The 26300-nt window shown below is 61.1% G+C and carries 20 protein-coding genes; 16 read left to right on the top strand and 4 right to left on the bottom strand.

Annotated features, from left to right (window positions below):
- Window positions 1-9: 9 nt before the first annotated feature.
- The 5 genes from QMX84_RS00765 (at window position 10) to QMX84_RS00745 (ending at window position 6813) form a co-directional block, all read left to right on the top strand.
- Window positions 10-1179: an acyl-CoA dehydrogenase family protein gene (locus QMX84_RS00765; protein WP_153338001.1), complete on the top strand. Its 1170-nt coding sequence runs from the start codon at window positions 10-12 to the stop codon at window positions 1177-1179.
- 66 nt (window positions 1180-1245) lie between these two features.
- Window positions 1246-2466 carry an acyl-CoA dehydrogenase family protein gene (locus QMX84_RS00760; protein ID WP_282362851.1) on the top strand — a complete coding sequence of 407 codons (1221 nt, stop codon included), beginning with the start codon at window positions 1246-1248 and terminating at the stop codon, window positions 2464-2466.
- On the top strand, window positions 2463-3605 hold the full coding sequence (locus tag QMX84_RS00755; RefSeq protein ID WP_282362850.1) for an acyl-CoA dehydrogenase: 1143 nt from the start codon (window positions 2463-2465) through the stop codon (window positions 3603-3605). Before QMX84_RS00760 ends, QMX84_RS00755 begins: the two co-directional genes overlap by 4 nt.
- Before the next feature lie 50 nt (window positions 3606-3655).
- Entirely contained in the window at window positions 3656-5338 is a 1683-nt protein-coding gene (locus QMX84_RS00750; RefSeq protein WP_282362849.1) for a class I adenylate-forming enzyme family protein, read from the top strand.
- A 116-nt stretch (window positions 5339-5454) separates the two neighbouring features.
- Entirely contained in the window at window positions 5455-6813 is a 1359-nt protein-coding gene (locus QMX84_RS00745) for a DUF1329 domain-containing protein (protein WP_262125933.1), read from the top strand.
- Window positions 6814-6981: 168 nt separating this feature from the next.
- Here QMX84_RS00745 and QMX84_RS00740 read toward each other — a convergent pair whose 3' ends face one another.
- The gene (locus QMX84_RS00740; RefSeq protein ID WP_282362848.1) at window positions 6982-8310 is read right to left on the bottom strand and encodes an MFS transporter; all 1329 of its coding nucleotides are present in this window, start codon (window positions 8308-8310) and stop codon (window positions 6982-6984) included.
- A gap of 277 nt (window positions 8311-8587) precedes the next feature.
- Here QMX84_RS00740 and QMX84_RS00735 point away from each other — a divergent pair, with 277 nt between their 5' ends.
- The 11 genes from QMX84_RS00735 (at window position 8588) to QMX84_RS00685 (ending at window position 23379) form a co-directional block, all read left to right on the top strand.
- Complete coding sequence (locus QMX84_RS00735; RefSeq protein ID WP_282362847.1) at window positions 8588-9673, top strand: alkene reductase; 1086 nt, start codon at window positions 8588-8590, stop codon at window positions 9671-9673.
- A complete protein-coding gene (locus QMX84_RS00730; RefSeq protein ID WP_282362846.1) occupies window positions 9670-11523 on the top strand; it encodes a long-chain-acyl-CoA synthetase in 1854 nt (617 codons plus the stop codon). The genes QMX84_RS00735 and QMX84_RS00730 overlap by 4 nt, the downstream gene beginning before the upstream one ends.
- A complete protein-coding gene (locus QMX84_RS00725; RefSeq protein ID WP_282362845.1) occupies window positions 11516-12601 on the top strand; it encodes an MBL fold metallo-hydrolase in 1086 nt (361 codons plus the stop codon). Before QMX84_RS00730 ends, QMX84_RS00725 begins: the two co-directional genes overlap by 8 nt.
- A gap of 67 nt (window positions 12602-12668) precedes the next feature.
- Window positions 12669-14336: a DUF1302 domain-containing protein gene (locus QMX84_RS00720; RefSeq protein WP_262125928.1), complete on the top strand. Its 1668-nt coding sequence runs from the start codon at window positions 12669-12671 to the stop codon at window positions 14334-14336.
- Between the two features lie 92 nt (window positions 14337-14428).
- Entirely contained in the window at window positions 14429-15640 is a 1212-nt protein-coding gene (locus QMX84_RS00715; RefSeq protein WP_123749202.1) for a thiolase family protein, read from the top strand.
- Window positions 15641-15644: 4 nt separating this feature from the next.
- Window positions 15645-16595 carry an OB-fold domain-containing protein gene (locus QMX84_RS00710; RefSeq protein ID WP_282362843.1) on the top strand — a complete coding sequence of 317 codons (951 nt, stop codon included), beginning with the start codon at window positions 15645-15647 and terminating at the stop codon, window positions 16593-16595.
- 243 nt (window positions 16596-16838) lie between these two features.
- A complete protein-coding gene (locus QMX84_RS00705) occupies window positions 16839-17843 on the top strand; it encodes a YCF48-related protein (RefSeq protein WP_282362842.1) in 1005 nt (334 codons plus the stop codon).
- A complete protein-coding gene (locus QMX84_RS00700) occupies window positions 17840-20263 on the top strand; it encodes an efflux RND transporter permease subunit (protein ID WP_282362841.1) in 2424 nt (807 codons plus the stop codon). The genes QMX84_RS00705 and QMX84_RS00700 overlap by 4 nt, the downstream gene beginning before the upstream one ends.
- 181 nt (window positions 20264-20444) lie before the next feature.
- Window positions 20445-21680 (top strand): helix-turn-helix transcriptional regulator, encoded by a 1236-nt coding sequence (locus tag QMX84_RS00695; protein WP_153332474.1) that lies wholly within the window; start codon window positions 20445-20447, stop codon window positions 21678-21680.
- An 86-nt stretch (window positions 21681-21766) separates the two neighbouring features.
- Window positions 21767-22534 (top strand): SDR family oxidoreductase, encoded by a 768-nt coding sequence (locus QMX84_RS00690; RefSeq protein WP_262125924.1) that lies wholly within the window; start codon window positions 21767-21769, stop codon window positions 22532-22534.
- Window positions 22535-22545: 11 nt separating this feature from the next.
- Window positions 22546-23379: an SDR family oxidoreductase gene (locus QMX84_RS00685; protein ID WP_262125923.1), complete on the top strand. Its 834-nt coding sequence runs from the start codon at window positions 22546-22548 to the stop codon at window positions 23377-23379.
- Between the two features lie 103 nt (window positions 23380-23482).
- Here the strand turns inward: QMX84_RS00685 and dmpG are convergent, their stop codons facing one another.
- Genes dmpG through QMX84_RS00670 form a run of 3 tightly spaced genes read right to left on the bottom strand, consistent with a single transcriptional unit; the run spans window position 23483 to window position 26262 of the window.
- Entirely contained in the window at window positions 23483-24502 is a 1020-nt protein-coding gene (dmpG, locus tag QMX84_RS00680; protein WP_262125922.1) for a 4-hydroxy-2-oxovalerate aldolase, read from the bottom strand.
- A 10-nt stretch (window positions 24503-24512) separates the two neighbouring features.
- Window positions 24513-25439 (bottom strand): acetaldehyde dehydrogenase (acetylating), encoded by a 927-nt coding sequence (locus QMX84_RS00675; RefSeq protein WP_153332466.1) that lies wholly within the window; start codon window positions 25437-25439, stop codon window positions 24513-24515.
- Between the two features lie 31 nt (window positions 25440-25470).
- On the bottom strand, window positions 25471-26262 hold the full coding sequence (locus tag QMX84_RS00670) for a fumarylacetoacetate hydrolase family protein (RefSeq protein WP_282362840.1): 792 nt from the start codon (window positions 26260-26262) through the stop codon (window positions 25471-25473).
- Window positions 26263-26300 lie beyond the last annotated feature (38 nt).

Raw genomic sequence — 26300 nt, 5'->3', positions numbered from 1 at the left:
GAGCAGCACATGTTCGTTGACCTCACACCCGAACAACATGCCCTGCGCCACAAGGTGCGGGACTATTTCCAGGCCCTGATGACCCCGCACATGCGTGACCAGTTGCGCGGCAAGGAAGGCGGTGAGCTGTACCGCCAGACCATCCGCCAAATGGGCCGCGACGGCTGGCTCGCGGTCGGTTGGCCCAAGGCCCACGGAGGCCAGGGTTACGCCGCAACCGAGCAGTTGATCTTCTTCGAAGAGGCGAACATCGCCGGGGCACCGTTGCCTTTTGTGACGATCAGCACCGTGGGCCCGGCCTTGATGACGCACGGCAGTGAATGGCAAAAAGAACGCTTTCTGCCGGGTATCGCGGCTGGCGAGATTATGTTCGCCATCGGCTATTCCGAACCCGAGGCTGGCAGCGACCTGGCCGTGCTCAAGACCAGCGCCCGCCAGGACGCCGAAGGCTTTGTAGTCAATGGCAACAAACTCTGGACCTCCGGAGCCGAGTCCGCTGACTTTGTCTGGCTGGCGGCGCGTACCGACCCGACGCAGGCTCGGCACAAAGGCATTTCGTTGCTGATTGTCGACACCACGACGCCGGGGTTCTCGCACACGTTGATTCCCACCACCAGCATTCCCACCACCGCGACCTACTACGACAACGTCCGGGTGCCCAACGACATGCTGGTGGGTGAGTTGCACGGTGGCTGGAAGCTGATCACCTCGCAACTGAACCACGAGCGTCTGGGCCTGGGTACCTGGTCGGACAAAGTCGTGGCGCTGTTTCGCAGGGTTTACTTGTGGGCAAGGGCCCGTGATGAACAGGGACATCGGGCGATGGATAAAGCCTGGGTGCGCAGTTCACTGGCCGAATGTTATGCGCGCCTGGAAGCCATGCGCCTGATCAATATGCGCATCGCCGCAGACCTGGAGCGCGACCGCATGGACGTGGCGCTGAGTTCGACCACCAAGGTATTTGGCTCGGAGTCCGCCATCGACATCTTGCGCAAGCTGGCGGCCATTGTTGGCGCGAATGGCTCGATGCGCAGCGGCTCGGCGGCGACGATGCTCCACGGTGAGCTGGAATTCGAGCTGCGTGGTTCGGTGACCCTGACCTTTGGGGGCGGCACCAATGAGATCCAGCGCGAGCTGATCGCCCAGTTTGGCCTCGGCATGCCGCGCACCCAACGCTGACGTTCGTCCATTCAAAACAAAAAAACCGTACTCGCCCCTTACCGGGGCGGGTCGAAGGGGACATTCATGAGCACTATCGAGCAATTTCGGGCGCAGACCCGTGCCTGGCTGGAAGCCAACTGCCCGCCGTCGATGCGTACCGCCATGGCAGAAGGCGATGTGGTGTGGGGCAGCCAGCACCCACAGTTTCCCTGTGAAGACGCACGCCTGTGGTTCGAACGCATGCGCGACAAGCGCTGGTTCTGCCCCGAGTGGCCCGAGGAATATGGCGGTGCCGGATTAAGTGACGAGCAAGTAGCCGTGCTCGAAAGCGAGATGCGCCGGCTCAAGTGCCGGCCGCCGCAGATCAACCTGGGCATCTGGATGCTCGGCCCGGTGTTGCTGGCCTACGGCAGTGAGCAACAGAAACGTGACTTGCTGCCGCCCATTGCCCGTGGCGAAGTGCGCTGGTGTCAGGGCTTTTCCGAGCCGAACGCCGGTTCTGACCTGGCCAACCTGAAAATGGCCGCGCGCGATGCCGGTGATCATTTTGTCGTCGATGGCAGCAAAATCTGGACCTCCTACGGTGACAAATCCGACTGGATGTATGCCCTGGTGCGCACTGATTTCAGCGCGCCCAAGCATGAAGGCATCAGTCTGATTGTGCTGGACATGCGCAGCCCTGGCGTCAAGCCGCAACCGATCGATTTGATCAGCGGCAAATCGGCGTTCTGCCAAGTGTTCTTCGATGCCGTGAAAGTGCCCAAGAGTCAGTTGATCGGGCCGTTGAACGGTGGCTGGAGCCTGGCCAAATACCTGTTGCAGCACGAGCGCAAGGCGATGTCGAAATTCGGCGAATTCAGCCTGCCATCCCACGTCGACCTGCTGGCCTTGCTGCGCGAGTACGTACCGGCGCCGCAGAGCCAGAGCGAGCATGCCTTGCACGCACGGGCCAGCGCCTGTGCGATGAACGAGCACGCCTACAACCTGACCGTGCAGCGTATGGGCGAGGAGGCGCGGGCGGGCGAAGACATTAGTGGCCTGATGTCGATCATGAAGCTTGTTCACACCGAGCAAGAGCGCGACAAGTTCGAAGTGCTGCTCGACGCCATGGGCGGGCATGCCCTTGGATGGGAAAACAGCTGTTATAGCGAACAGCAACTGGCGGTCACCCGTTCGTGGTTGAACAGCTACGCCTTGACCATCTCCGGCGGCGCTTCGGAGATCCAGTTGAATGTCATTGCCAAACGCGTGCTGGGCTTGCCCGACGCTAAAAAACCCGACGCCAGACAAGGAGCCACGCAATGAGCCTGCGTTACAGCGATGAACAGCGGTTGCTGGCCGACAGTGCCCGGGATTTTCTGGCTGACTGCAGCCCCGTCAGCGCCCAGCGGCGTCTGCGCGATGAAGCTGCGCCCCAGGGCTTTTCAGCTCAGCTGTGGAGCGACGCGGTGGCATTGGGCTGGAGCGCGGTGCCATTCCCCGAAGCGTTTGGCGGCCTTGAGTTTGGTTGCAAGGGGCTGGGGCCACTCTTCGAAGCCATGGGCCGCAACCTGTCAGCCATGCCGCTGTTGTCCAGCGTGGTACTGGCCGGTTCGCTGGTGCATCTGGCCGGTAACACGGCGCAACAAACACGCTGGTTACACGCGCTGATTGGCGGCGAACAGCGCCTGGCCCTGGCGCTGGAGGAACACTCGCGCCACGAACCGCAGCGTATCGCCCTGCAAGCGTTGCCAAACGAGCAGGGTTATCGCTTGCACGGCGAGAAGTTCTGGGTGGTGGATGGTTTGGGGGCAGACGCCTATGTGGTGGCTGCGCGTACAGCCGGGCAGCCGGGCGACAGCTCGGGCATCAGCCTGTTTCTGGTGCCAGCCGATACGCCGGGTTTGACCGTCAGCGCCTTGCCGATGATCGATTCACGCAATAGCGCACGCCTGCAAATGGACCAGGTACAGGTCAGCCATGGGGCACTGCTGGGGAAGGTGGGCGAGGGCTGGTACGCCCTCGACAGCGCACTCGACCGTGGTCGCGTGTGCCTGGCCGCGGAGTTGCTGGGAATGGCCGGGCAATTGTTCGACACCACCCTTGAATACCTCAAGACCCGTGTGCAATTCGACACCCGGATTGGCACTTTTCAAGTCCTGCAACACCGCGCCGCCCAGATGTACATCGACCTGGCACTGAGCCGCAGCGCCTTGATGGCCGCGCTGGCGAGCCTGGATGACGACAGCCTGGATGCGCGCACCCGCGCCCGGTTGGTGAGCCTGGCGAAATGGAAGGCCGGTGACACCGCCATCAAGGTTGCCAACGAAGCCGTGCAAATGCACGGCGGCATTGGCGTCACTGATGAGCTGGACGTCGGCCTGTACCTCAAACGCGTCCGCGTCGCCCAAAGCTGCCTCGGTGATCGCGACTTCCATTGCCAACGTTACGCAAGCAACACCTAGCCGCGAACGGGTGCCAACGCTGTGGGACATATGTTTTGGAGAATACATCGATGAGCATAGAACGCTGGCAAACCGCGTGGCGGCAATTGATCGCCCCCGGTGCGCCGTTTGAAGTAGTGACCCCGGACGACGGCGCGCCACGCTATTTTCGCCATGCGCCGCGCAATCTGTTGCAGGTGATTGACGCCGGGCGGGTCCATGGCGACCGTGAGTTTCTGATCTGGCAAACACAACGCCTGACGTTCAACCAATTTTTCGACCAGGTTGATCGCCTCGCAGAACAAATGGTCGCGCAGTTTGACCTGCAACCCGGTGAACGCGTGGCAATCGCCATGCGCAACCAGCCCGCCTGGCTGGTGGCCTTTGCCGCAATCCAGCAGTGTGGCGGTGTGTGTGTGCCGCTCAATAGCTGGGGCCTGCGCGACGAGCTGCAACATGGCTTACAGGACAGCGGTTCACGTGTGCTGCTGTGCGACGAAGCGCGCTTCAATACCTTGGCTGAAGACCTGCGCCGTGAACAACGGGCGACCATCGTCGTCGGCGCCCGGGACGGCGTATTGCCCGAATACTGCCTGCGCTTCGAAGACCTGATCAACGCCCCGGCTGCGCCGTTTCCGGCCCGGCCCATCGAGCCCGAGCAAGCTGCCCTTATTCTCTACACCTCCGGCACCACCAGCCGGGCCAAGGGTGTGGTGTCTAGCCATCGGGCCATTTCCCAGGCACTTTTTGCCCTGGATTTCCAGGGTGCGTTCTGCGCCATGAGTTCGCCTGAGCGCATCGGTGTGGTGATCAACAGCGGTTACTTGCCGACGATTCTTGCGGCGGTGCCGATGTTTCACGTCAGCGGCCTGCATGCGCAGTTTCTCTCGGCGCTGCGCGGCGGGCGCAGGCTCCTGCTGATGTACAAGTGGGATGTGGAGCACGCGCTGGACTTGATCCGCGACGAGCGCTGCACGCAGTTCAACGGGGCGCCGGTGATGATGCAGCAACTGTTGGCGTCTCCGCGCTTTGCCAGTGAACACACCGCCAGCCTGTTCGGGCTGGGCCTGGGCGGCGGGGCTTCGTCCGCCGGAGTGCTGGACAACATGCTCAAGCTCAAGCCCGAGGTCATCGGCGGCGCCGGTTATGGCCTGACTGAAAGCAACGGCATCGGCTCGGCGATTGGCGGTGATCCGTTTGTTTACAAGCCCGCATCGGCCGGTTGGGCCTTGCCCATCGTGGACATCCGTATTGGCGACAACCCGCACCAAGCGCAATCAGCAGGTGCACGCGGGCTGATCTGGCTGCGCTCACCGACGCTGATGAGCGCTTACTGGAACCTGCCCGAAGCCACCTCTCACTGCCTGCGTGACGGGTGGCTCGACACCGGGGATATCGGTTACCTCGACGATGAAGGTTTTTTGACTATCACCGGCCGGGTCAAGGAATTGATCAACCGTGGCGGCGAGAAGATCTCAGCGGCGGAAATCGAAACCTGCATCCTCGATATGCCCGGCGTTCTTGAGGCGGCGGCGTTTGCCATTGCCGACCCGTTGCTGGGTGAAGTGGTGGGGCTGGCCGTGCATGGTCAGGCCTCGTCGCTGCCCCAGGAGCCGCAAGTGTGCGCGTTCATCGCCGAGCGCCTGGCGGCTTACAAAGTGCCTGCACGGGTGTATCGCCTGCTTGAGCCGTTGCCGCGCAATGCTACCGGCAAGGTGCTCAAGTCGCACATGCAAGAAAACCTCGATGCATAGCCCTTTTTTAGTCTTTCCGGACGATGTTGCGGCCGGCAGAACACTAACAATGGGGCCATACCCAAAAGCCTTATCAGCGAAGGAGGCACAACATGACAATAACAAGAACAGGTCTCATGCTTGCGGTCGCAGTCACAGCCCAGTGCGGGTTGTCGACGTATGCCAGCGCCGAGGTCTCAGCCCAGGAAGCCGCCAAACTGGGCAAGGAGCTGACCTGCGTCGGCGCCGAACAGGCCGGTAACGCCGAAGGCACCATCCCGCCGTACACCGGCAAGTATCTGGGAGAGGTGCCGGGCTGGCAGCATGTGAAATTCTCGGGCGACCATCCGGTTGACCCTTATGCCGCCGAAAAACCGATTGCGGTCATCACCGCGCAGAACATGAGCCAGTACGAAGCGCATTTGACTGAAGGCCAAAAGGCGCTGCTGAAGAAGTACCCCACCACCTACAAAATGAACATTTACCCAGGCCATCGGGATTTCCGTTACCCCGATTACGTGTGCCGACGCGCGATGGACAACGCCTTGCACGCCAAGCTGGTCAACGACGGCGCAGGTTTCACCGGGCTGGGCCAGGTGCCGTTCCCGATTCCCAAGAACGGCATGGAACTGCTGTGGAACCACCAACTGCCAGCACGGGCCTGGACTGAAGAAAAAACCAGCGACCTGGCCTCGGTCCTGCCCAACGGCAGCATCGGCTGGGGTCGTGCCCTGGCGCGCAACCTGGCACCCGCCAACTCGCCGGTGGTCGACCCCAGCACAGACGGCAAAATCCAGTCGCTCAGTAACAACATGACCCTGAAACCGGCGCGTGATAACGGCACCCTGAACATTGCCCACGAGCCCTACAACTTTGCCACCGACGCGCGCCAGGCCTGGACCTACAGCCCCTCAACCCGACGCGTCAGGCAATTGCCGGGATACGGCTACGACCAGCCGATGATTGGCACCAACGGCACCATGACCGTCGACGAAGATCGCTTGTACAACGGTTCCCCGGAACGCTACACCTGGACACTCATCGGCAAACGTGAAATCTACACCCCGGCCAACGCTTTTAAAGCCAACGCCGGCACCCTTAAATATGCCGACATCCTCACGCCCAACCACCCAAATCCTGACGTCATGCGTTATGAACTGCGGCGCGTCTGGGTCTTGCAAGCTGACTTGAAAGAGGGCTTTCGTCATGTGTATGGCAAGCGTGTCTTGTTCATTGATGAAGACACCTGGAACTCGGTTCTGGCCGACAACTACGATGCCCGTGGGCAGCTGTGGAAACACGCCATGGTCAATTACTACTACCACCCTGACATGAGCGGCTGGCAGGCCGGCTCGCAGTTTTTCATGGACCTTAACTCCGGTCAGTACACCGGCTACGGCATGACCAACGAATCGAAAAAAGGTCCGATTCTCAATGAAGGTAAATACACCCCTGACCAGTACACCGCCGATGCCGCACGCGCTTCCGGTCGCTAAAACCCGGCCTTGAAGCAAAAGCCCCGGCAACCGCCGGGGCTTTTTTTGTCCAGCGAATGGGTCCGCTCGGAGCTTACAAGAGAAGGGGGCAACGTCACCTGAGGTGCAGGCATGAAAAAGCCGCTGCAACCTGTGAGGTTGCAGCGGCTGGGTGGGGCGTAAAGCGGATCAGGCCGTGACAGCCCGCAAAGGTGTGGTCAGGCGGGCAGGGTGTTGCATGTGTTGGCGGTAGCGCGGCAATGCCAGGACCAGGAAGACGCTGGCCAACACCAGCATCGACACTGAGCAGGCCAGCGCATAACGCAATGATTCATTGCCCAGGCTCGGCACAAAAAAGTCACTGAGCATACCGACAAACAAGGGCCCGACGCCGACGCCGAGCAGGGTCATGGACATCACAAAAATCGCAGTCGCCTGCGCCAGTCGGGTTGCCGGGAACAAATGGGTGATGGCGCTCAGGCAGGGAGTCGCCCACCACACGCCAAAAAACGCGAAAACACTGTAGAACAGGAAGGCTTGTGGTACCGCTGTGCTGCCAACGTAAAACGCCGTGCCTTGCGGCCATAGAAAGTAGGCGAGGACGAAGGGGATGCTGATCAGCGTGCCCAGCAGCGGTACGCCTATTTGCCAGCCCGCATCACGTCGCGCCAGGCGATCGGTGAGCACGCCGCAGACCAGTGTGCCAATGGTTGCGCCGCCACCGCCGACTACGCCCACCAGAAACCCGGCCTGTTGCATGTTGAGGCCGTGGGAGCGGATCAGGAAGCTCGGGCTCCAGGTGCCGACGGCATATCCGGCAATCGCCGCTGCGCCGCCGGTAAGGACCAGCCAGAGGAACGACGGCATGCGAAACAGCTCGACGAGGGTCTGCATCCAGCCTTCCGTTTGCAGCGCCGTACTGCTTAACGGCACAACTCGCTTGGGGGTACGCACCGTCAACAGCAGTACCAGGCCGAGCAAGATTCCGGGCGCGCCAATCAAGATAAAGGCGTACCGCCAGCCATGGTGCTGGGCGACCCAGCCGCCCAGGCCCAGACCGACAATGGCGCCCAGGCTTGAACCCAGCATCAGGCAGGCCAGGGCGGTGGAACGGCGCTCGGGCGGGTATAAATCCGACACCATGGCCACTGAGGGCGCTGTACCGCCGGCTTCGCCCACCGCCACGCCAATGCGCGCGAGCACCAACGTCAGGAAGTTGCCGGCCATGCCACAAAGCATGGTCATCAGGCTCCAGGCCATGCAGCTGAAGGCGATCACCGGCTTGCGCCCGACACGGTCGGAGAGGCGCCCCAAGGGAAAACCGAACACGGTGTAAAACACCGCGAAGGTTACCCCTGACAACAGGCCGATTTGGGTATCCGAAATGCCGAATTCGAGCTTCACCGGCTCAATCAGAATCGCCATCAGTTGGCGGTCGATGTAATTGAAGACATATATCGTGGCGAGCACAAACAGTGCGTAGTGCGTTCGCCAGGTCACGGGGGGGGAATGGTTCACTGCGGGTGCTCCCGGTTTTATTAGGGTGTGCGTGATGCTCAGTCTGTCACGGGATTTTCTCATCGTCTGTTCAGACCATGTTCTTGCCATCTTTGGTCGAGTGCAGTCCCGTTTGCTCGGTCAGGCCGCACAGATCTCCTACCTAGTCTTGTCGGACGATGTTTGTCTGGCGTTGACGATTAATCATTCAGCTCATAGTCGCTGGCAGGTCAGCGCTTGCCCACGCGGTGGCAAGCCTGCGGGCAGCCTGAAAACAATAAGAAGCTGAGGAATTGAAATGAGCGTCTTGTTCGAGCCGGTCACCCTGGGCGAGCTGAAGCTGGCCAACCGAATTGTCATGGCGCCGATGACACGCAGTCGAGCCCTGGCGGATGCAATCCCTGGCAGCGATATGGTCGAGTATTACCGCCAGCGCGCCGGTGCCGGGTTGATCATCGCCGAAGGCACTGCACCTTCGGCCTGCGGCCTGGGCTATTGCCGGACGCCCGCAATCTACAGTGCCGAGCAGATGGCCGGGTGGCAGCGGGTCACCGAGGCCGTGCATGCCGAAGGCGGACGCATTGTGCTGCAACTGATGCACGTAGGCCGCGCGGCCAGCCAGCACAATAAACCGGCAGGCGCACCTACGGTGGCGCCTTCGGCACTGCGCGCAAACACTCAGGTGTTCAGCGACAGCCACGGGCCGGTCGACACCGACATGCCTCAAGCGCTGACGGTGCAAGGTATTCAACAGGTCATCGAGCACTACCGCAAGGCAGCCTTGAATGCGCGTCAGGCAGGCTTTGACGGTGTAGAGCTGCACTGCACCAGCGGTTATCTGCCGATGCAGTTCATGGCTTCCGGCAGTAACCTGCGCAACGATGCCTACGGCGGGGACGCTGCGGGCCGCGTGCGTTTTGCCAAGGAAGTGATCGAGGCCATGGCCGGGGCCATTGGTGCGGGCCGTGTCGGTTTTCGCCTGTGCCCCGGCAACCCGTACAACGACATTGACGACCTGGAGCCTGCACACACCGCTGCGGCCTTGTGTGCTGCGGTCGCGCCGCTGCCGCTGGCTTACCTGCATATCATGCGTTCGCCGCTGCAAGGGCTGGATGCCTTTGAACTGGCGCGTCAGCACAGCCCTCATGCACTGATTCTCAATGACAGTTTCGACGGCCCCTCGGCCAATGCCGCTCTCGCGTCGGGCGAGGGGGCTGCCGTGTCGTTTGGCCGTCACTTTATTGCCAACCCGGACCTTGTTGAACGCCTCCGGCACGGCCGGGCGCTGAGTCGTTTTGATCGCAAGACGCTGTATACACCGGGCAAGGCGGGCTATACGGATTACCCCACCTGGCAAGCCGTTGCGCAGGAGGTGGCGCAATGAGCCTGAATACCCTGTCCGGTGTGCTACCAACCCGCCCGGTGCCACGGGAACAGACCCAGGCGCTGCTGGATCTGCGTTCTGCCGCTGCCGGGTTGATCAAGCCCCGTGACCTTTACACCCTGGCCGACCGTCTTGAGCAGCAGGCGCAAGAGCAGGGCGAACGCCCGTTCCTGATCTACCGCGAGCAGCGCCTGAGTTATCGCGAAGTCGACGCACGGGCCAATCAGATGGCCCATACGTTCTACGCCAATGGCCTGCGCGCTGGCGACGTGTGTGCGTTGATCATGGAGAACCGCCCGGCGTTTTTCTGCACCTGGTTTGGTCTGGTCAAACTCGGTGTGGTGGTGGCCTTTATCAACACTCAGGTCAGCGGCAAACCGCTGCTGCATGCGCTGCAGACCACCGAGGTCAAAGCCCTGGTGGTTGGCGAAGAATGCCTGGCCAATGTGCAGGCCACCGAGGGTTTACCGGACGTGCCTTGCTGGTTGATCCATGACCCTGAAACCCCTTGGTCGGGGCCGCAGCCCAAAGCTATAGACGGGCATTTTGATGCGCGCATCGAGAACGCTCCACGCACACTGTTCCCGCGCGATATTCGCGCGCACATCGATGCGCAGACGCCGACCCTGTTGATTTTCACCTCGGGCACCACGGGTTTGCCCAAGGCAGCGCGCTACAGCCATATGCGCTGGTTGTCATCGGGGGATGTGATGGAAGTCACCCTGCAGGCAACCCGCGACGACGTGTTTTATTGCTGTCTGCCGCTGTACCACGGCGCTGCGGCCACTTCGGTGACGTCAACCGCGCTGCGCGCCGGTGCTGCCATTGTGATCCGGCGAAAGTTCAGCGTGCGTGAGTTCTGGAGCGATGCGGCGAATCATCGCATCAGCATCTTCCAGTACATCGGGGAAATCTGCCGTTACCTGCTTAACCAGCCGGTGCGCGAAGGCGAACGCCAGCACAGTTTGCGCTGCATGCTCGGCGCCGGGCTGTCACCCGATTCCTGGCAGCGCTGGCTGGAGCGATTTGGCCCGATCCAGGTGTTCGAAGGCTGGGGAGCCACTGAAGCCAACGCCGCGATCATCAACGTTGACAACTATTTTGGGTCCTGCGGCCGTGTGCCGGACTGGAGCAAAACCAATGTGCGGCTGGTGCGTTACGACATTGAAAACGACTGTCACCCGCGCGATGAAAACGGCTTTTACCAAGTCTGTGAGGTCGGTGAAGCCGGTGAGGCCATGGGCTTTATCGTCGATCACCCTGAAATCGGTAGCGGGCGCTTCGAGGGCTACACCTCGGCCGAGGCGACCGAAAGCAAAATCCGCCGCAATGTGTTCCGCGAAGGGGACGCGTACTGGAGTTCCGGTGATTTGTTGCGCCAGGACGCTGACGGCTACTGCTACTTCGTCGACCGCATTGGCGACACCTTTCGCTGGAAAAGCGAGAACGTGTCAACCGCCGAAGTGTCCGACGCCCTGGGCGACCTTGCCGGCCTTGAGCTGATTAATGTTTACGGCGTGCAGGTGCCGGGCCACGAGGGCCGGGCAGGGATGGCGGCGGTGCTGATGCAGCCAGGTTGCGACTTTGACCCGCAAGCGCTGTATCACCTGACCGAGGCCCGTTTACCCCGTTATGCGGCCCCGGTGTTTGTCCGTGTCACCCGGTCAGCCGATTTGACTGCGAGTTTCAAGCTGCGCAAGGTTGACCTGCAACGTCAGGGGTATTGCCCGGCACGTTGCAACGACCCGCTGTATATCCGCGACGAATCGGCTGGCACGTATGTGCCGTATTCGCTGCACGCCCTGGAACGGGCAGGGCTCGCGGCATTCGCGGTGGCCGACCATGGCTGATCTGGATCACAACGGTCATGAACTGCGCGCCGGGCTGCGTTATCCCTGGCCGCAGGCACCCGAGTCCGGGCAGGTTCGCGAAGTAGCGCCGGGCGTGTGGTGGCTGCGCATGCCTCTGCCGTTTCGCCTCGATCACATCAACCTGTATCTGCTGCGCGATACCCACGGTTGGGTCGTGGTAGACACCGGCATGAACACCGCACAAACCCGCGAGGTCTGGGACCGGGTGCTGGATGAGGTGTGCGAAGGCCTGCCGGTGCTTGCAGTGGTTTGCACTCACTTTCACTCCGACCATGCCGGGGTTGGCGCATGGCTCAGCGAGCGTTTCCAGTGCCCGGTGTACATGACGGCCAGCGAGTTTCAGGCGTTGCACGTCAGGTTCCCGGCAGATCAACCGCCGGGGTGGGACTTTCTCGATTTCTACCGCAAGGCCGGTGTGAGCGACGAGCACAGCGCCGAGTTGTTTGCGGTGATGAGCAACGCGCACTTTCTGCCAGTGCCGTTGAACCATTTTCGGCGCCTGCGTGAAGGCAGCCGCCTGGAGATCGGCGGTCGCACCTGGCAGGTCGTGACAGGCAAAGGCCACTCGCCAGAGCACGCCTGCCTGTATGCCGCTGAAGACGGCTTGCTGATTTCCGGGGACCAAGTGCTGCCGCGCATCACCTCGACGGTCGGCGTGCATGCCACCGAACCGCTGGCCAACCCGCTGCTGGACTGGCTCGACTCGATCACCCATCTGCGCAGTCTGCCGGACACGGTACTGGTACTGCCTGCCCACGAGCGGCCGTTTTTCAATTTGCATCACCGTCTGGATCAACTCGACGCCCACCACCAAGGGCAACTGGCGTTGATGCTGGCCAACTGTGACGAGCCGCGCACCGTGCTCGAACTGATGTCTGCGTTGTTTCCCAGGCTGTCGGGGCGTTTCGACGAACTGATGGCGCTTGGCGAGACCTTGGCCCATGCCAATTACCTGGTGGCCAATGGATCGCTGGAACGGGATGAGGACCGGGGGCGCTATCGCTACCGGTGCGCGGTAAAGAGCGCGTGCCCGGCAACTTCACTCAAGGTGTTTTGAGCGAACGGCACGCCAGCAGGGTTGAACATTCCAGGCGACCAACCGGTTGCCCTTCAGGAGAGTCAGTGTGATCAAGAAAAATAAAAATAACTCTACGGTCATGGCGTCAGGCGCGTTGCAGGTCAGCGGTTTGACAGCGGCGCTGGCCCTGGCGTCAACGCCCGCCTGGGCCGGTGACACGATCGAGTTCGATAACGGCATGACCATGGACTGGTCGGTGACCACCAGCTATGGCATCGGGGTACGGACCGGCAAGCAAAGCAGCCGCTTGATGACCATCAACGCCGACGATGCCAACCGCAACTTCGATCGGGGCAGCCTGACCACAAACCGCGTGGGCGCGCTGGGCGAACTGATACTGCGCAAGGACAACTACGGTGCGGTGGTGCGCGGCAGCACGTTTTACGACGACGTTTACCACCGTGGCAACGATAACAACTCACCCGATACGGTAAACAAGTACGGCAGCAACGATGAGTTCACCAGTGACACCCGTTATTACAGCGGCGGGCGCACACGCCTGCTGGATGCCTATGTGTTTGGCGGCTGGCGTTTTGACAATGACACCATGCTCGATGTTAAGGCCGGTCGACACATCGAGTCCTGGGGCGAAAGCTTGTACTACCCCGGCGTCAACGGCGTGCAAAACCCGTCCGACGCTGTAAAAGCCGCCCAGCCGGGGGTTGAAGTCAAGGAAGTACTGCTGCCGGTGGGCCAGGTCTCCGGGTCATTCCGCCTCAACCCGCAAGTGACCTTTGGCGCGTATGTGCAGTACGAGTGGAAGGGCACCGAACTGCCGCCTGTGGGGAGCTACCTGTCGAGCAGCGATGTGATCGGGCCAGGCCGCGAGTTCATTTACGCCAACGGCCAGAAAGTTGCTTACCGGGGCACCGACGAGCCGCGTGATGGCGGCCAATGGGGTGTGCAAGTGCGTTACCGGCCAGTGCAGGCAGTCGAACTGTCGCTGTTTCACGTCAATTACCACGACAAGAACCCGGCCACCGCCTTGCTCGGTTATGACGCCCTGCCAGTCGGCGGTGGCCTTAACGCGTTCACGATCAACGGCTACCGGGTCAAGTATTTCGAAGACATCAAGCTGACTGGTATCAGCGCCTCAACCAAAATCGGCGAAACCCAGGTGGGTGCCGAATGGTCGTACCGCGATGGTGCGCCGGTCATGGTCAATACCGCCCTTGGCGCCGTGCCCGCCAAGGGCAAAGGCCAGCAAATGCAGTTGTCGGCCATGCGCATCCTTGGCGATCGCCCCTGGGCCAGCCAGACCACGCTGACCGCTGAGGTCATTCGCGTGCAGGTTGATAGCGTCGAATCCACCTCGGCAGCGCCGAACCTGCTGGGGATGAACCTGTTGCCCTCAGTGGGCGCGCTGGTCGGCCCGTCCAATGACTACACCTACAACACCAGCGCTGGCTGGCGTACCAAAGCCTCCAGTGCCTACACCGTGGGCGCGTCGTTCAGTTATCCGGGGGTTTTCCAGGGCTGGGACCTGGACGTCCCCTTGAGCTTTTCCAACGTGTTCAGTGGTTCTACGCCCATGGCCGGGAGCATCTCCGGTGTCGCTGGCGACCGGCGCCTGAGCGTGGGCTCCACGTTCAAGTACCTGGGCAACCTGGAAGTCGGTTTGAAATACATCGCTTACCTGGGCGAGCCGGACCCGATCAAGCGTCCGTTTGCCGACCGTGACTACGCCACGTTCTCAATGAAATACACCTTCTGATCACTACCTCATGCCCGGGCCTTTAACCACGGCGCCGGGCAATCACCATCACTTTAAAACGGCCGAAGCCTGTGCTTCGGCAGGGAGGCGTCATGGGGCTCAAAGGGCATGCAGCCATTGTTGGCACTGCACAATACAAACCGGAAAAATACGCGACGGCGCCCAAGATGTTTCACCTTGAGCAGGTTGCCGACCTCGCAGCCCAGGCGTTACGCGATGCCGGGCTCAAGGCCTCGGACCTCGACGGGCTGGTGATCAACGGCCCGCACTTTCACGAAGCCTCGGTATTTGTTCCGGCCATGGCCGCCGAATACCTGGGCCTGCGCTTGAACTTCGCTGAAGTGGTGGACCTGGGCGGTTGCACCTCGGTGGGCATGGTCTGGCGCGCTGCTGCAGCGATCGAGTTGGGCCTGTGCCAGGCGGTGCTGTGCGTCATCCCCGCACGCATGGCGCCATTTGGCCCGGATGAAGACCCGTCCTGGATGGCGCGCTCCATGCGCTTTGGTGGGCACAGCACGGCCTTTGGCGCACCTGAAGCCGAGTTCGACCTGCCCTATGGGCACATGGGCCAGAACACCGGTTACGCGATGATCGCCCAGCGTTATGCCGCCCAGTACGACTACGACCAGCGCGCGATGGCCAAGATTGCCGTCGACCAGCGCACCAACGCCCTGGCCAACCCGCAAGCAATGTTTTATGGCCAACCCTTGACCATCGAACAAGTGCTGGCGAGCAAGATGGTCGCCGATCCGCTGCACGTTCTGGAAATTGTGATGCCGGTGGCCGGGGGCGCAGCCATGATCATCACCAACAAGGAGGTCGCGGCACGCTCGCGCAAGCGCCCGGCCTTTATTACCGGGTTTGGTGAGCACCTGGCGTTCAAATCGCCGTCGTATGCCGAAGACATGCTCAACACGCCGATTGGCCCGGCTTCTCGGCGCGCTTTTGGCATGGCCGGGCTCAAACCTGCGGACATCGACGCCGCGCAAATCTATGACTGCTACACCATCACCACCTTGCTGACCCTGGAAGATGCCGGCTTTTGCGGCAAGGGCGAGGGTATGGCGTTTGTCCGAGAACATGACCTGACCTGGCGGGGTGACTTCCCGATGAACACCCACGGCGGGCAACTGAGCTTTGGCCAGTCGGCTTCGGCCGGCGGCATGAGCCAGGTGATCGAGGCGGTGACGCAAATCGCCGGCACGGCCGGAGAACGCCAACTGGGGCGCTGCGACAACGTTTACGTGTCCGGTACCGGCGGCGTGATGAGCGAGCAGGGCGCATTGATACTTCAGGGAGCATAAGCACATGTCCAACAACAAACCCATGCCGGTCCCCACGCAGATATCCATGCCATTTTGGGAAGGGCTCAAGGCGCGTCGCCTGCTGATCCAGCAATGCAACGCGTGCACACACTGGAACTTTTACCCGCGCCGGCATTGCCCTGTCTGCCTGGAGCATGACCTGACCTGGCGTGAAGTCGATGGCAGCGCGACGCTGTACAGCTATACCGTGACGCGTATCGCCACCTTGCCCGACTTTATCGATGAAATGCCGCAAAAACTGGCGGTGGTTGAATTGGCGCAAGGGGTGCGCATCAACACCAACCTGGTCGGCCTTGATGAAAACGAAATCAAAATAGGCATGGCGTTGCAGCCGGTCTTTGCCGAAGTGGACAGCAAAGGTAATCGCCTGCTGCGCTTCACCGGCGTTGGCAAGGCCGTCGCGCCACTGGAATCGCTGCCAGAACAGGCTCGCGTTCCGCAGCCTGTGGAGTCCGAACAGCCACTGGCCCGGCAGATCGACCTGAACGATGAACCGGCTTTACAGGCGTTGGTCAGCGAGCACTACAGCGACTGGAGCAACGTAGTCGTCGTCGACCAGGTATTGATCGATGCCTTTGCCCAATTGTCGGGCGACGATTACTGGATCCATACCGACCCTGAGCGTGCGCGTCTGCAAAGCCCGTTCGGCGGCACCATCGCCCATGGTGCGCTGGTACAGGTTTTACAATCACGAATGAAACTGGCCCTGGGTTTTGAGATCAGCGGTTTCAGCACCCAGATCAACTACGGCTCCGACCGTCTGCGCTTTCCGGCGCCCGTGCCCGCAGGTTCACGCATCCACTCCCGGGCCCGGGTGAAAAAGGTCGAGCGGCTGCCCCGTGGCACTCAGTTGACCCTGGAGCTCAATACCCATGTGGTAGGCCAGGACCGCCCATCCGTCATCAATGACCTGGTCATTCTCTACATCGCTTGACCCCTCTGCAGGCGCCAGGTCTGGCGGCGAAATCAATACACACACTTTTTCGCCGCCAGCCTGGCTCAGCAGCCCGGCGACATAAGCCATTTGGACGATGTCACGGCCAGGGCTTGCACGGAGTATCACTTAGGAAGCCGCGTAGGAATGGCGTGCTTCTGCTGCCCTCGCACCTGACAAGAACAAGAGGATTGGCCCTATGACTTGCCCTATGCACGTGTGCCTGGAACAGGAGCGTTGTGTATGCGTTCTCTGATCGGTTACGCGGTTTGCCTGGTGGTCGCGTTGACCATTGGCTACACCTTCTCGCCCAAATCCCCTGCGCAAGCAGAACCATTGGCCACGCGGCCGGATCGGGTGCAGATCAACGGCTTGCTTAATCTGGGCTCGCGAGTAATCGCAGTGGGCGAGCGCGGCAGCATTCTGCTCAGCGATGATCAGGGCGTCAGTTGGCAGCCGGCCAGTGTCGGCACTCAACGCCACGCCACCTTGACCGCTGTCGTCGCACTGGACGCTAAACGGTTGGTGGCGGTCGGGCATGACAGCTGGATCTTGCGCTCCGACGACGCGGGCAACACCTGGCAGGAAGTGCGCTACGACAGCGAGCTGGGTGAACCGCTGCTGGGCGTCTGGACTGCTGGCGGTGACAGCGTCATGACGTTTGGCAGTTTCGGCAAGTTCTATCAATCCCTTGATGCCGGCAAGACCTGGACGCCACAGGCGCTGGACATCGACAAAGCCCATTTGAACAGCATGGCCGGTGGCAACGATGGCCGACGCATCTTGGTGGGCGAGCAAGGGCTGGTCTTGCGCACCGATGACGCGGGCCGGCACTGGCGCAGCTTGTCACCTTTTTACAACGGTTCATTGTTCGGCATCGTGCGCCTGAGTGCCGATAACTGGGTGGCTTATGGCATGCGCGGGCATGTCTTCGTCACTCACGACTTTGGCAACAACTGGAAGCAGATCAACATCGGCAACACGCTACCGCTGTACGGGCATGCCGTGCTGCCCGATCACACCGGGCTGGTGATTGTCGGCGCGGGCAGTTCCGTGGTGCGCCTGAATGAGCAGGGTGAGCTGGTCGGCGTCGGTCGTCTGGCCGGGCTGGGCACGTTGACTTCGGCAACGTTGATTGGCTCGCGCCTGCTGGTGGGTGGCGAGCGGGGGGTATTGCAGGGTTCTGCTGGCAGCGTCGCAACACTGTTGACCCCGCAGGCCAGTGAGTCCAAGGGAGTCATGCAATGAATCAAGGCAAACACTGGGTGACGCGCTGCGTCGAAACGTGCGCAGATTACTTGATGGCCTGGCGCAAACAGCTGTTGGTGCTGTTTGTACTGGTGACACTGGGCCTGGGCTACAGCGCCACCCACACGCAACTGGACCCGGGGTTCAACAAACAGATCCCGGTGAGCCACCCGTACATGATCAACTTCCTTAAGTTCAGCAATTACTTCACGGGGGCCAATCGCTTTCTGGTCAGTGTGCGCTGGAAAGGCGAGGGCGACATTTATAACCCCGAGTACCTGGAGACGCTGAGTAAAGTCACTGACGACGTGTTTTTTATCTCTGGGGTCAGCCGCCCCAGCGTGACATCGCTGTTCACCGCCAATGTGCGCTATATCGAAATCACCGAGGAAGGGTTTTTCGGTGACGTAGTCGTGCCACCGCGTTTCAGCGGCACCCCCGAAGACCTGGCGCAGGTGCGCAGCAACACGGCGGCCTCAGGCCAGGTCGGGCGGCTGGTGGCTAACGACCTGAAATCGGCCATGGTCCGTGCAGACTTGCAGGATATCGACCCCAAGACAGGCAAACCGGTGTCTTATGTGGAGATCGCCAAGCGCCTGGAGGACATTCGCAACAAGTACAACAGCCCCGATATCGAAATCAATATTGTCGGATTCGCCAAGCTGGTGGGTGATGTGGTGGAAGGGCTGAACACGGTGATCGGCTTCTTTATCGTGGCCTTTGTCATCACCGGGTTGTTGCTCTGGGTGTATTCCCGCTCGCTGCGCCTGACCGTGGTGGCGCTGCTGGTGGCCTTGCTCCCGGTGGTCTGGTTGCTGGGCCTGTTGCCGTTGCTGGGCCTGGGCATCGACCCGATGTCGATTCTGGTGCCCTTTCTGATCTTCTCCATAGGCGTATCCCATGCGGTGCAGATGACCAACGCCTGGAAACAGGAAGTGCTGGCAGGCCACTCTGCCAAAGACGCAGCGCGCTCGGCGTTCTGCAAAATATTCATCCCCGGTTCTTTGGCCTTGTTGATGAACGCCTTGGGGTTTGCAGTGATCATGCTGATTGATATACCCATCGTTCACGAGCTGGGGGTCACGGCCTGTATCGGTGTGATGCTGATGATCATCACCAACAAATTGATGTTGCCAATCATCATTTCTTACTTGCGCCTTGAACCCGCCTTGTTGCGCCGGGCCCAAGCGCAGCCCGCTGGCAAACACCGCCTGTGGTGGCGACTGTCGGCGCTGGCCGAGCCTGGCCCGGCGCTTGGGGTATTTGCCATCAGCCTGCTGCTGTTGCTGGCCGGTGCCTATAAAGCCCGTGATCTGGCGGTGGGCGACATTGGCGCCGGTGCACCGGAACTGCGCGCCGACTCTCGCTACAACCAGGATAACGGCAAGATCATCAGCAGCTATTCGATCGGGCTGGATGTGATGTCGGTGTTTGTCCAGGTCAAAGGGGTCGAAGAAGGTTGCCTGTCACCCACCGTGATGCGTGCGGTGGAGGCGTTTGATTTCCGCATGCGCACCGTTCCGGGAGTGCAGTCGATCCAGAGCGTAGTGGACATGGGCAAGCGGGTGATTGCCGGTAACAACGAAGGCAACCCGCGCTGGGCGGCCATACCGGGATCTGCACGGGGTTTGAGTCAGGGCGCACGGGCCTACATGCCGGATGACGGGCTGGTCACCGACGGCTGCCAGCAGATGCAGATCCTGGTGTTTTTGGCTGACCATGAAGGCAGCACCGTCAGCCATGCCATCGAGCAAGCCAGGCGCATCATCGCCGAGGTCAGTTCGCCGCAGGTCGAGTTCCTCCTCGCCGGTGGCAACGTCGGTGTCATGGCGGCCTCCAACGAGGCGGTCAAGCATGCCGAAGTGATCATGCTCGGGGCACTGTTCGGCTCGGTGGCGCTGTTTTGCTGGCTGACCTTCCTGTCGATTCGTGCAGTGCTGTGCATTTTGGTGCCGCTGGCGATTGTCGCGATCCTCTGTAATGCCCTGATGACGATGCTCGGCATCGGCCTCAAAGTCGCAACCTTGCCCGTAATGGCGCTGGGTGTGGGCGTCGGTGTCGATTACGGGATTTACCTCTATGAGCGTATCCAGCACGAAATGCTTCGGGGGGCGAATTTGCGCGAGGCTTTCTACGAGGCCATGTGTCAACGCGGTACGGCGGCAGTGTTTACCGCCCTGACCATGTCGATTGGCGTCTGTACCTGGGCCTTTGCCCCGCTGAAATTTCAGGCGGACATGGGCGTGCTGTTGTCGTTCATGTTCCTGGTCAACGTGCTGGGGGCGATTTTCCTCCTGCCAGCACTGGCGGCCTGGTTCAATCTCGGGCGCCCGCTGGTGCGTCAGCGAGTGAGGCAACCGGCCATGGCACAGGGCCAGTTTCGCCTGAAAAACAGCCCGGCATCGCGTGATATTCAGTAACAAAAATAAAAGTGCGAGACCTATTGTGGAGTCAATAAGCGATCGTGACACTGATCCCGGTCGCGCCGCATGAGGCCACGCTGCAAGCAGCGTTCAAAGGGGGAGCCCAGAGCTCTCCCAAGCCGAAATTATAAAAATAATAAGGGAAGGAATGTGTCCTTACCCGAGCGAGGAGAAGACTATGCAAAGTAGCGTCTTGACCCATGAAGGTCTGGTGAGTCTTGGTCTGGAACTGGCGCGTTACAACGAGCTCGTGGGCGAAATCTATGAAGGCGCACTGGACCCGAAACTGATGGCCCGCGCCCTTAAAAGTTTTCTCAAACTCTACGATGCCAACTTCGCCACCCTGATCCTGCGTGTGCCCGAACAGACCGATACCGGGGTGATGATTCTCGCGGGCGACATTGAGGGCGCCGGTGATGTCTGCTACATGACCTACCCGCAAACCAGCACACCGTTCGCCAACCAGCCGTTGGATCATGTGTTCACCGTGGACGACATCATGTCGTCCACCGAGTGGGAGCAAAACGTCTACTTCAAGATGTTCTGCGGGCCCCATGACGTGTACCACCTGATGGGCGCCGACATTTCCACCCCGGATGGCGGCAAACTGCGTTTTCGTGTGACACGGCCCAAGCACAAACCCAACTTTTCGGCCAATGAACGGGCGTTGTGCGCCAGTTTTCTGCCGCATCTGCGCCGTGCGTCGCAGTTGCACAACCTTATTGATCGCAGCGAATCGTTGAGCGACCTGTACTCCCAGGCCATCAGCCGCTTGTCGGTCGCGACGCTGGTTCTGGACGAGAGTGGCAGCGTGTTGCAAAGCAACCCGGTGGCCGACGAGATCCTCGCCCGTTCTGATGGCCTGAAGCTGGTGGGCGGCCGCCTCGAAGCCACTTACCCAAGCGACAACCGGGTGCTGCAACAGCTGATTCGCAGTGCGTTTGACCCGGATGCCCCAAAAAGCGCCGAAGCCATGTCTGTGACCCGGCCTTCGGGTCTGGTCAACCTGGGGGTGGTGGTCGAATCGATTCCATCCCTGGATTGGGCCGAGGAAAAAGGCCAGCCGGCGGCGCTGGTGTACATTCGCGATGCGTCGAGCAAGTCCCTGGCCAGCGAAGTGGTCACTAAGCAGTTGTTCAACCTCACCCGTGCAGAAACCGCCCTGGCGATGGAACTGGCCAACGGGTTGTCACTGGAGGAGGCCGCCGAAGCCTTGAATATTCGCCGTAACACGGCACGCGCGCATTTGCGCTCGATCTTCTCCAAGACCGGTGTGCGGCGTCAGACCGAACTGGTGCGCATCATGCTCAACAGCGTGGTCGCGCTGGGTAAACCCAAGCCGACCATGAAAGTCGCGGAAAAAATCAAAGTCCCACCGCCCCGGCTGTCTGCACCGCTCTATAACCACGCCTGAGTCAGGCGCAGTTTTTTAGTCTGCTCAGACGATGCCGGGGAGGGATTCGCGTGCCGATACTGCCCGGACCATTACGGAGAATACACATGCCTATAACTGCTATTACAGGAAGCGCCTCGGGAATCGGTGCCGCTGTCAGCGCGGCCATGCGTGCTGCAGGGCACCAGGTGATTGGTATCGATCGCAGTAATGCGGATGTGAACGCCGATCTGTCGACGCCACAGGGGCGTGACGCCGCCATCACACAGGTGCTCGAACTCAGCGGTGGTACCCTCGACGGGCTGATCTGCTGTGCCGGGGTGGGGGTTACGGCGCCCACCTGCGGCCTTATCCTGGCGGTCAACTATTTTGGCGTCAGCCAGTTGCTCGAAGGCCTGCAAGGTGCACTGAGCCGGGGGCAACAAGGCGCGGCGCTGGTGATCGGTTCAGTGGCGGCGACTCACTCAGGCCCGGCAGGCCAACCGATGATTGATGCCATGCTCGGCGGCGATGAAACCGGGGCCTTGGCGCTGGCCAACGACAGCGGGCAATCTCACGTAGCCTATGCCGCCTCCAAATACGCCATCAGCCACCATGCCCGCAGCCTGGCGGTGAGCTGGGGCAAGCAGGGGTTGCGACTTAACGTGGTTGCACCGGGCGCGGTAGAAACACCGTTACACCAGGCATCCCTGGACGATGCCCGGTTTGGTCAGGCAACCCGCGACTTTGTTGCGCCGCTGGGCCGTTCCGGTCGCCCGGATGAAATCGCTGCCGTGGTGGCGTTCCTGCAATCGCCCCAGGCGTCGTTTGTTCATGGCAGCGTGGTGTTTGTTGATGGCGGCATGGACGCCATGGTTCGCCCCGCGCACTTCTAAAAGGATTGAGCATGAATAAGGTGGCATTCATTACTGGCGCCAGCCGGGGTATTGGCCGCGAGGCGGCGCTGGCATTTGCCCGCGCCGGGTTTGACGTGGCAATCAGCGCCCGCACGCTCAACGAGGGTGAACGGCATGAACACGCGTTGCGCGACGCCGACGGGGCACCGCTGACAGGCAGCCTCAACGGCACTGCGCACACGCTGCGTGAAATGGGCTGCCGGGTCCTCGTGGTGCCGATGGACCTGCTCGACAGTGACTCGGCCCTCGCTGCCTGCGACGCGGTGATGGCGGAGTACGGGCGTATCGACGTGTTGATCAATAACGCGATCTACCAGGGCAGCGACCTCAATGCCGGCTTCATGGACCTGCAAGCGCAGACGCTGGAGCGGATGTTCCAGGGCTATATTCTGACGCCGTTCCTGTTGACCCGAGCCGTGACCGAACACATGGTGGCCCGTGGTGGCGGGGTGGTGATCAATGTCACCTCCGGTGCCGGAGAGAGCGACCCGCCCGTTGCGGCTTCCAAGGGTGGCTGGGGGTACGCCTACGGTGCAGGCAAGGCGGCGGTGTCGCGGTTGTCCGGGGTGTTGAGCACCGAACTGGGCGCGGCTGGCGTGTGTGCCTACACACTTAACCCAGGGGTTGTCACCACCGAAGCGCTCAAGGCCACCATCGGCGACAAGGGCCTGATAGCCCTGCGCGCCGGCAGCGCACCGCCGCAGGTTCCGGCGGCGGTCATGTTATGGCTGGCCACCGCCGAACAAGCCCCGGCGTTCCAGCGCCGAACCATCGCGGCGCAACCCTTCGCCCTGGAACACAGCATCGTCGCTGACTGGCGATAAAACGCTAACACCAAACACCCTTCTTTACGTAGGAGCCGCCGCAGGCTGCGATCTTTTGATCTTTGAAAGCAAAAGATCACAGCCTGCGGCAGTTCCTGCGCGGTTATCTATTGCGGGCGAGGGTCATGGCGGTGTCTTCGATCATGTCTTCCTGGCCACCGACCATGCCTCGGCGGCCCATTTCCACGAGAATTTCCCGGGCGGATACGCCGTATTTTTTCTCGGCGCGCTTGGCGAACAGCAGGAACGAGCCATATACCCCGGCGTAACCCATGGTCAGGGCGTCACGATCGCTGCGGATCGGGAAGTCCATGATCGGCACGACCAGGTCTTCGGCCACGTCCTGGATGCCAAACACGCTAACGCCCGTGTCGATGCCCATCCGGTCGCACACCGCAACCAGCACTTCCATGGGCGTATTGCCCGCACCGGCACCCAGGCCCGCGCAAGCGGCGTCAATACGGTTGGCGCCAGCGGCAATGGCGGCAATCGAGTTGGACACGCCCATCGACAGGTTGTGATGGCCATGAAAACCGATCTCGGTGTCCGGTTTCAGTGCCGCCCGCATCGCGGCCACACGGGCGCTGACCTCATGGGGCAACAGGTAACCCGCCGAGTCGGTCAGGTAAATGCAGTTGGCGCCGTAGCTTTCCATCAGCAGGCCTTGCTTGACCAAACCTTCCGGGCTGTTCATGTGGGCCATCATCAGAAAACCGACGGTGTCCATGCCCAGCCCGCGTGCATGGGAAATGTGCTGCTCGCTGACATCAGCCTCTGTGCAGTGGGTGGCAACCCGAATGGTATTGACCCCCAGCTCGTGGGCCATTTTCAGGTGGTCGACGGTTCCGATGCCCGGTAGCAGCAAGGCCGATACCTTGGCCTTTTTCATCAGCGGGATGACGGCAGACAGGTATTGCTCGTCCGTGTGGGCCGGGAAGCCGTAGTTCACCGAGCTGCCGCCCAGGCCGTCGCCGTGGGTGACTTCGATCAGTGGCACACCCGCGGCATCAAGACCACAGGCGATGTCTTTCATCTGCTGCAGGCTGATCTGGTGCCGCTTGGGATGCATGCCGTCACGCAAGCACATGTCATGAACGGTGATGCTTTTGCCGCGAAGATCCATGGTCGGCTCCTTATGCGTGGGCGGTTTGAGCGATGGCGTGCAAAACAAGTTCGCCCTTGAGGATTTCTTCGGCGAACATCTCGGCTGTGCGCGCTGCAGCGGCGGTCATGATGTCGAGGTTGCCGGCGTACTTGGGCAGATAGTCCCCGAGGCCCTCGACTTCCATGAAAATCGACACCCGATTGCCATCGAATACCGGGCCGTTGACCAGTTTGTAGCCGGGCACGTAGCGCTGCACTTGCTCGATCATGGCCTCGATGGCAGCGGTAATGGCTGCCTGATCGGGCTCTGTAGCGGTCAGGCAATGCACGGTGTCACGCATGATCAGCGGCGGTTCGGCCGGGTTAATGATGATGATTGCCTTGCCTTTTTTTGCCCCGCCGACTTTTTCGACGGCACTTGAAGTAGTGCGGGTGAACTCGTCGATGTTTTTTCGGGTGCCGGGGCCGACTGATTTGGACGCCGCCGTGGCAATGATTTCGGCGTAGTCCACTGGCTGCACGCTGGACACCGCCGCAACCAGCGGAATGGTCGCCTGACCGCCGCACGTGACCATGTTGACGTTCATGATGCCCAGGCCCAATTGAGCCTTGAGGTTGACCGGCGGCACGCAATACGGGCCGATTGCCGCCGGAGTCAGGTCGATCATCAACACACCGAGGGCGTTGAGCTTTTGCGAGTTCTGCGCGTGCACGTAGGCCGAAGTGGCGTCGAAGGCGATCTGGATGTTGTCCTCCAGAACGTGTGGCAACAAGCCGTCAACCCCCTCAGCGGTGGTTTTCAGGCCCAGCTCACGCGCGCGTAGTAAACCTTCGGATGCTGCGTCGATACCGACCATCCATACCGGTTCCAGCACATCGCTGCGCATGAGTTTATAAAGCAGGTCGGTGCCGATGTTGCCCGGCCCGATCAGCGCACATTTGATTTTGCTTCTCATGGTATTTGGCTCTTGGGGAGGGAAGGGGGCGTCAAGGGACAAAACGCAGGCTGATGTCGCCGAGCCCGCTCATGGACAGGCTGATATGGTCGCCGGCGACCACCGGAACCAGCGGTGCCAGTGCCCCGGAGAGAATGATTTCGCCCCGGCGGAACGGGATACCCAGTTCGCCCAGGGTGTTGGCCAGCCAGGCGACAGCCGCACAAGGGTGGCCCTGTACTGCCGAGCCCAGGCCTGAGCCTGCCGGGTTGTGGTTTTTCAGCAGTTGCATGTGCACGGCGGCCAGGTCCAGCGAGCGCGGGTCGATGCGTTGCGGCCCCAAGGCAAATACACCGCAGGACGCATTGTCGGCCACGGTGTCCTGGATGCGGATCTGCCAGTCGTGGATGCGCGAATCGACTATTTCAAAACACGGCACGACCCACTGGCTGGCGGCCAGCACGTCTTCGCGGCTGATGCCCGGCCCGTGCAGGTCTTCACCGAGAATAAAGGCAATCTCGCCTTCAGCACGTGGCTGGATCAGGTTGTAGCGGGCCAGGCTGACATCGCTGCCATCGGCAACCTGCATCGCGTCTGTGAGAAAGCCGAAGTCCGGTTGGTGAACATCGAGCATTTGCTGCACAGCGAGGCTGGTGACACCGATTTTTTTGCCAATGACCCTTTCTCCCAGGGCTTCACGGCGTTTTAGAAATTGCAGGGAAATCTGGTAGGCCTGCTCCAGGGTGATCTGCGGATAACGGCGGGTCAGCGGGGCCAGTGTCTGGCGGTTGCGCAAGGCGTTGAACAGTTCGTCACCGAGCGCTTTGATCAAGTCTGTGTCCATGGTGAGGACTCCGGATGGATTGCAAAGCGGGAGAGAAA

The sequence above is a fragment of the Pseudomonas sp. PS01297 genome (genome assembly GCF_029959305.1).
GTDB lineage: Bacteria > Pseudomonadota > Gammaproteobacteria > Pseudomonadales > Pseudomonadaceae > Aquipseudomonas > Aquipseudomonas helleri.
The sequence above is the reverse complement of the archived record's forward strand: the minus strand, read 5'-3'. Positions and strand labels throughout refer to the sequence as shown.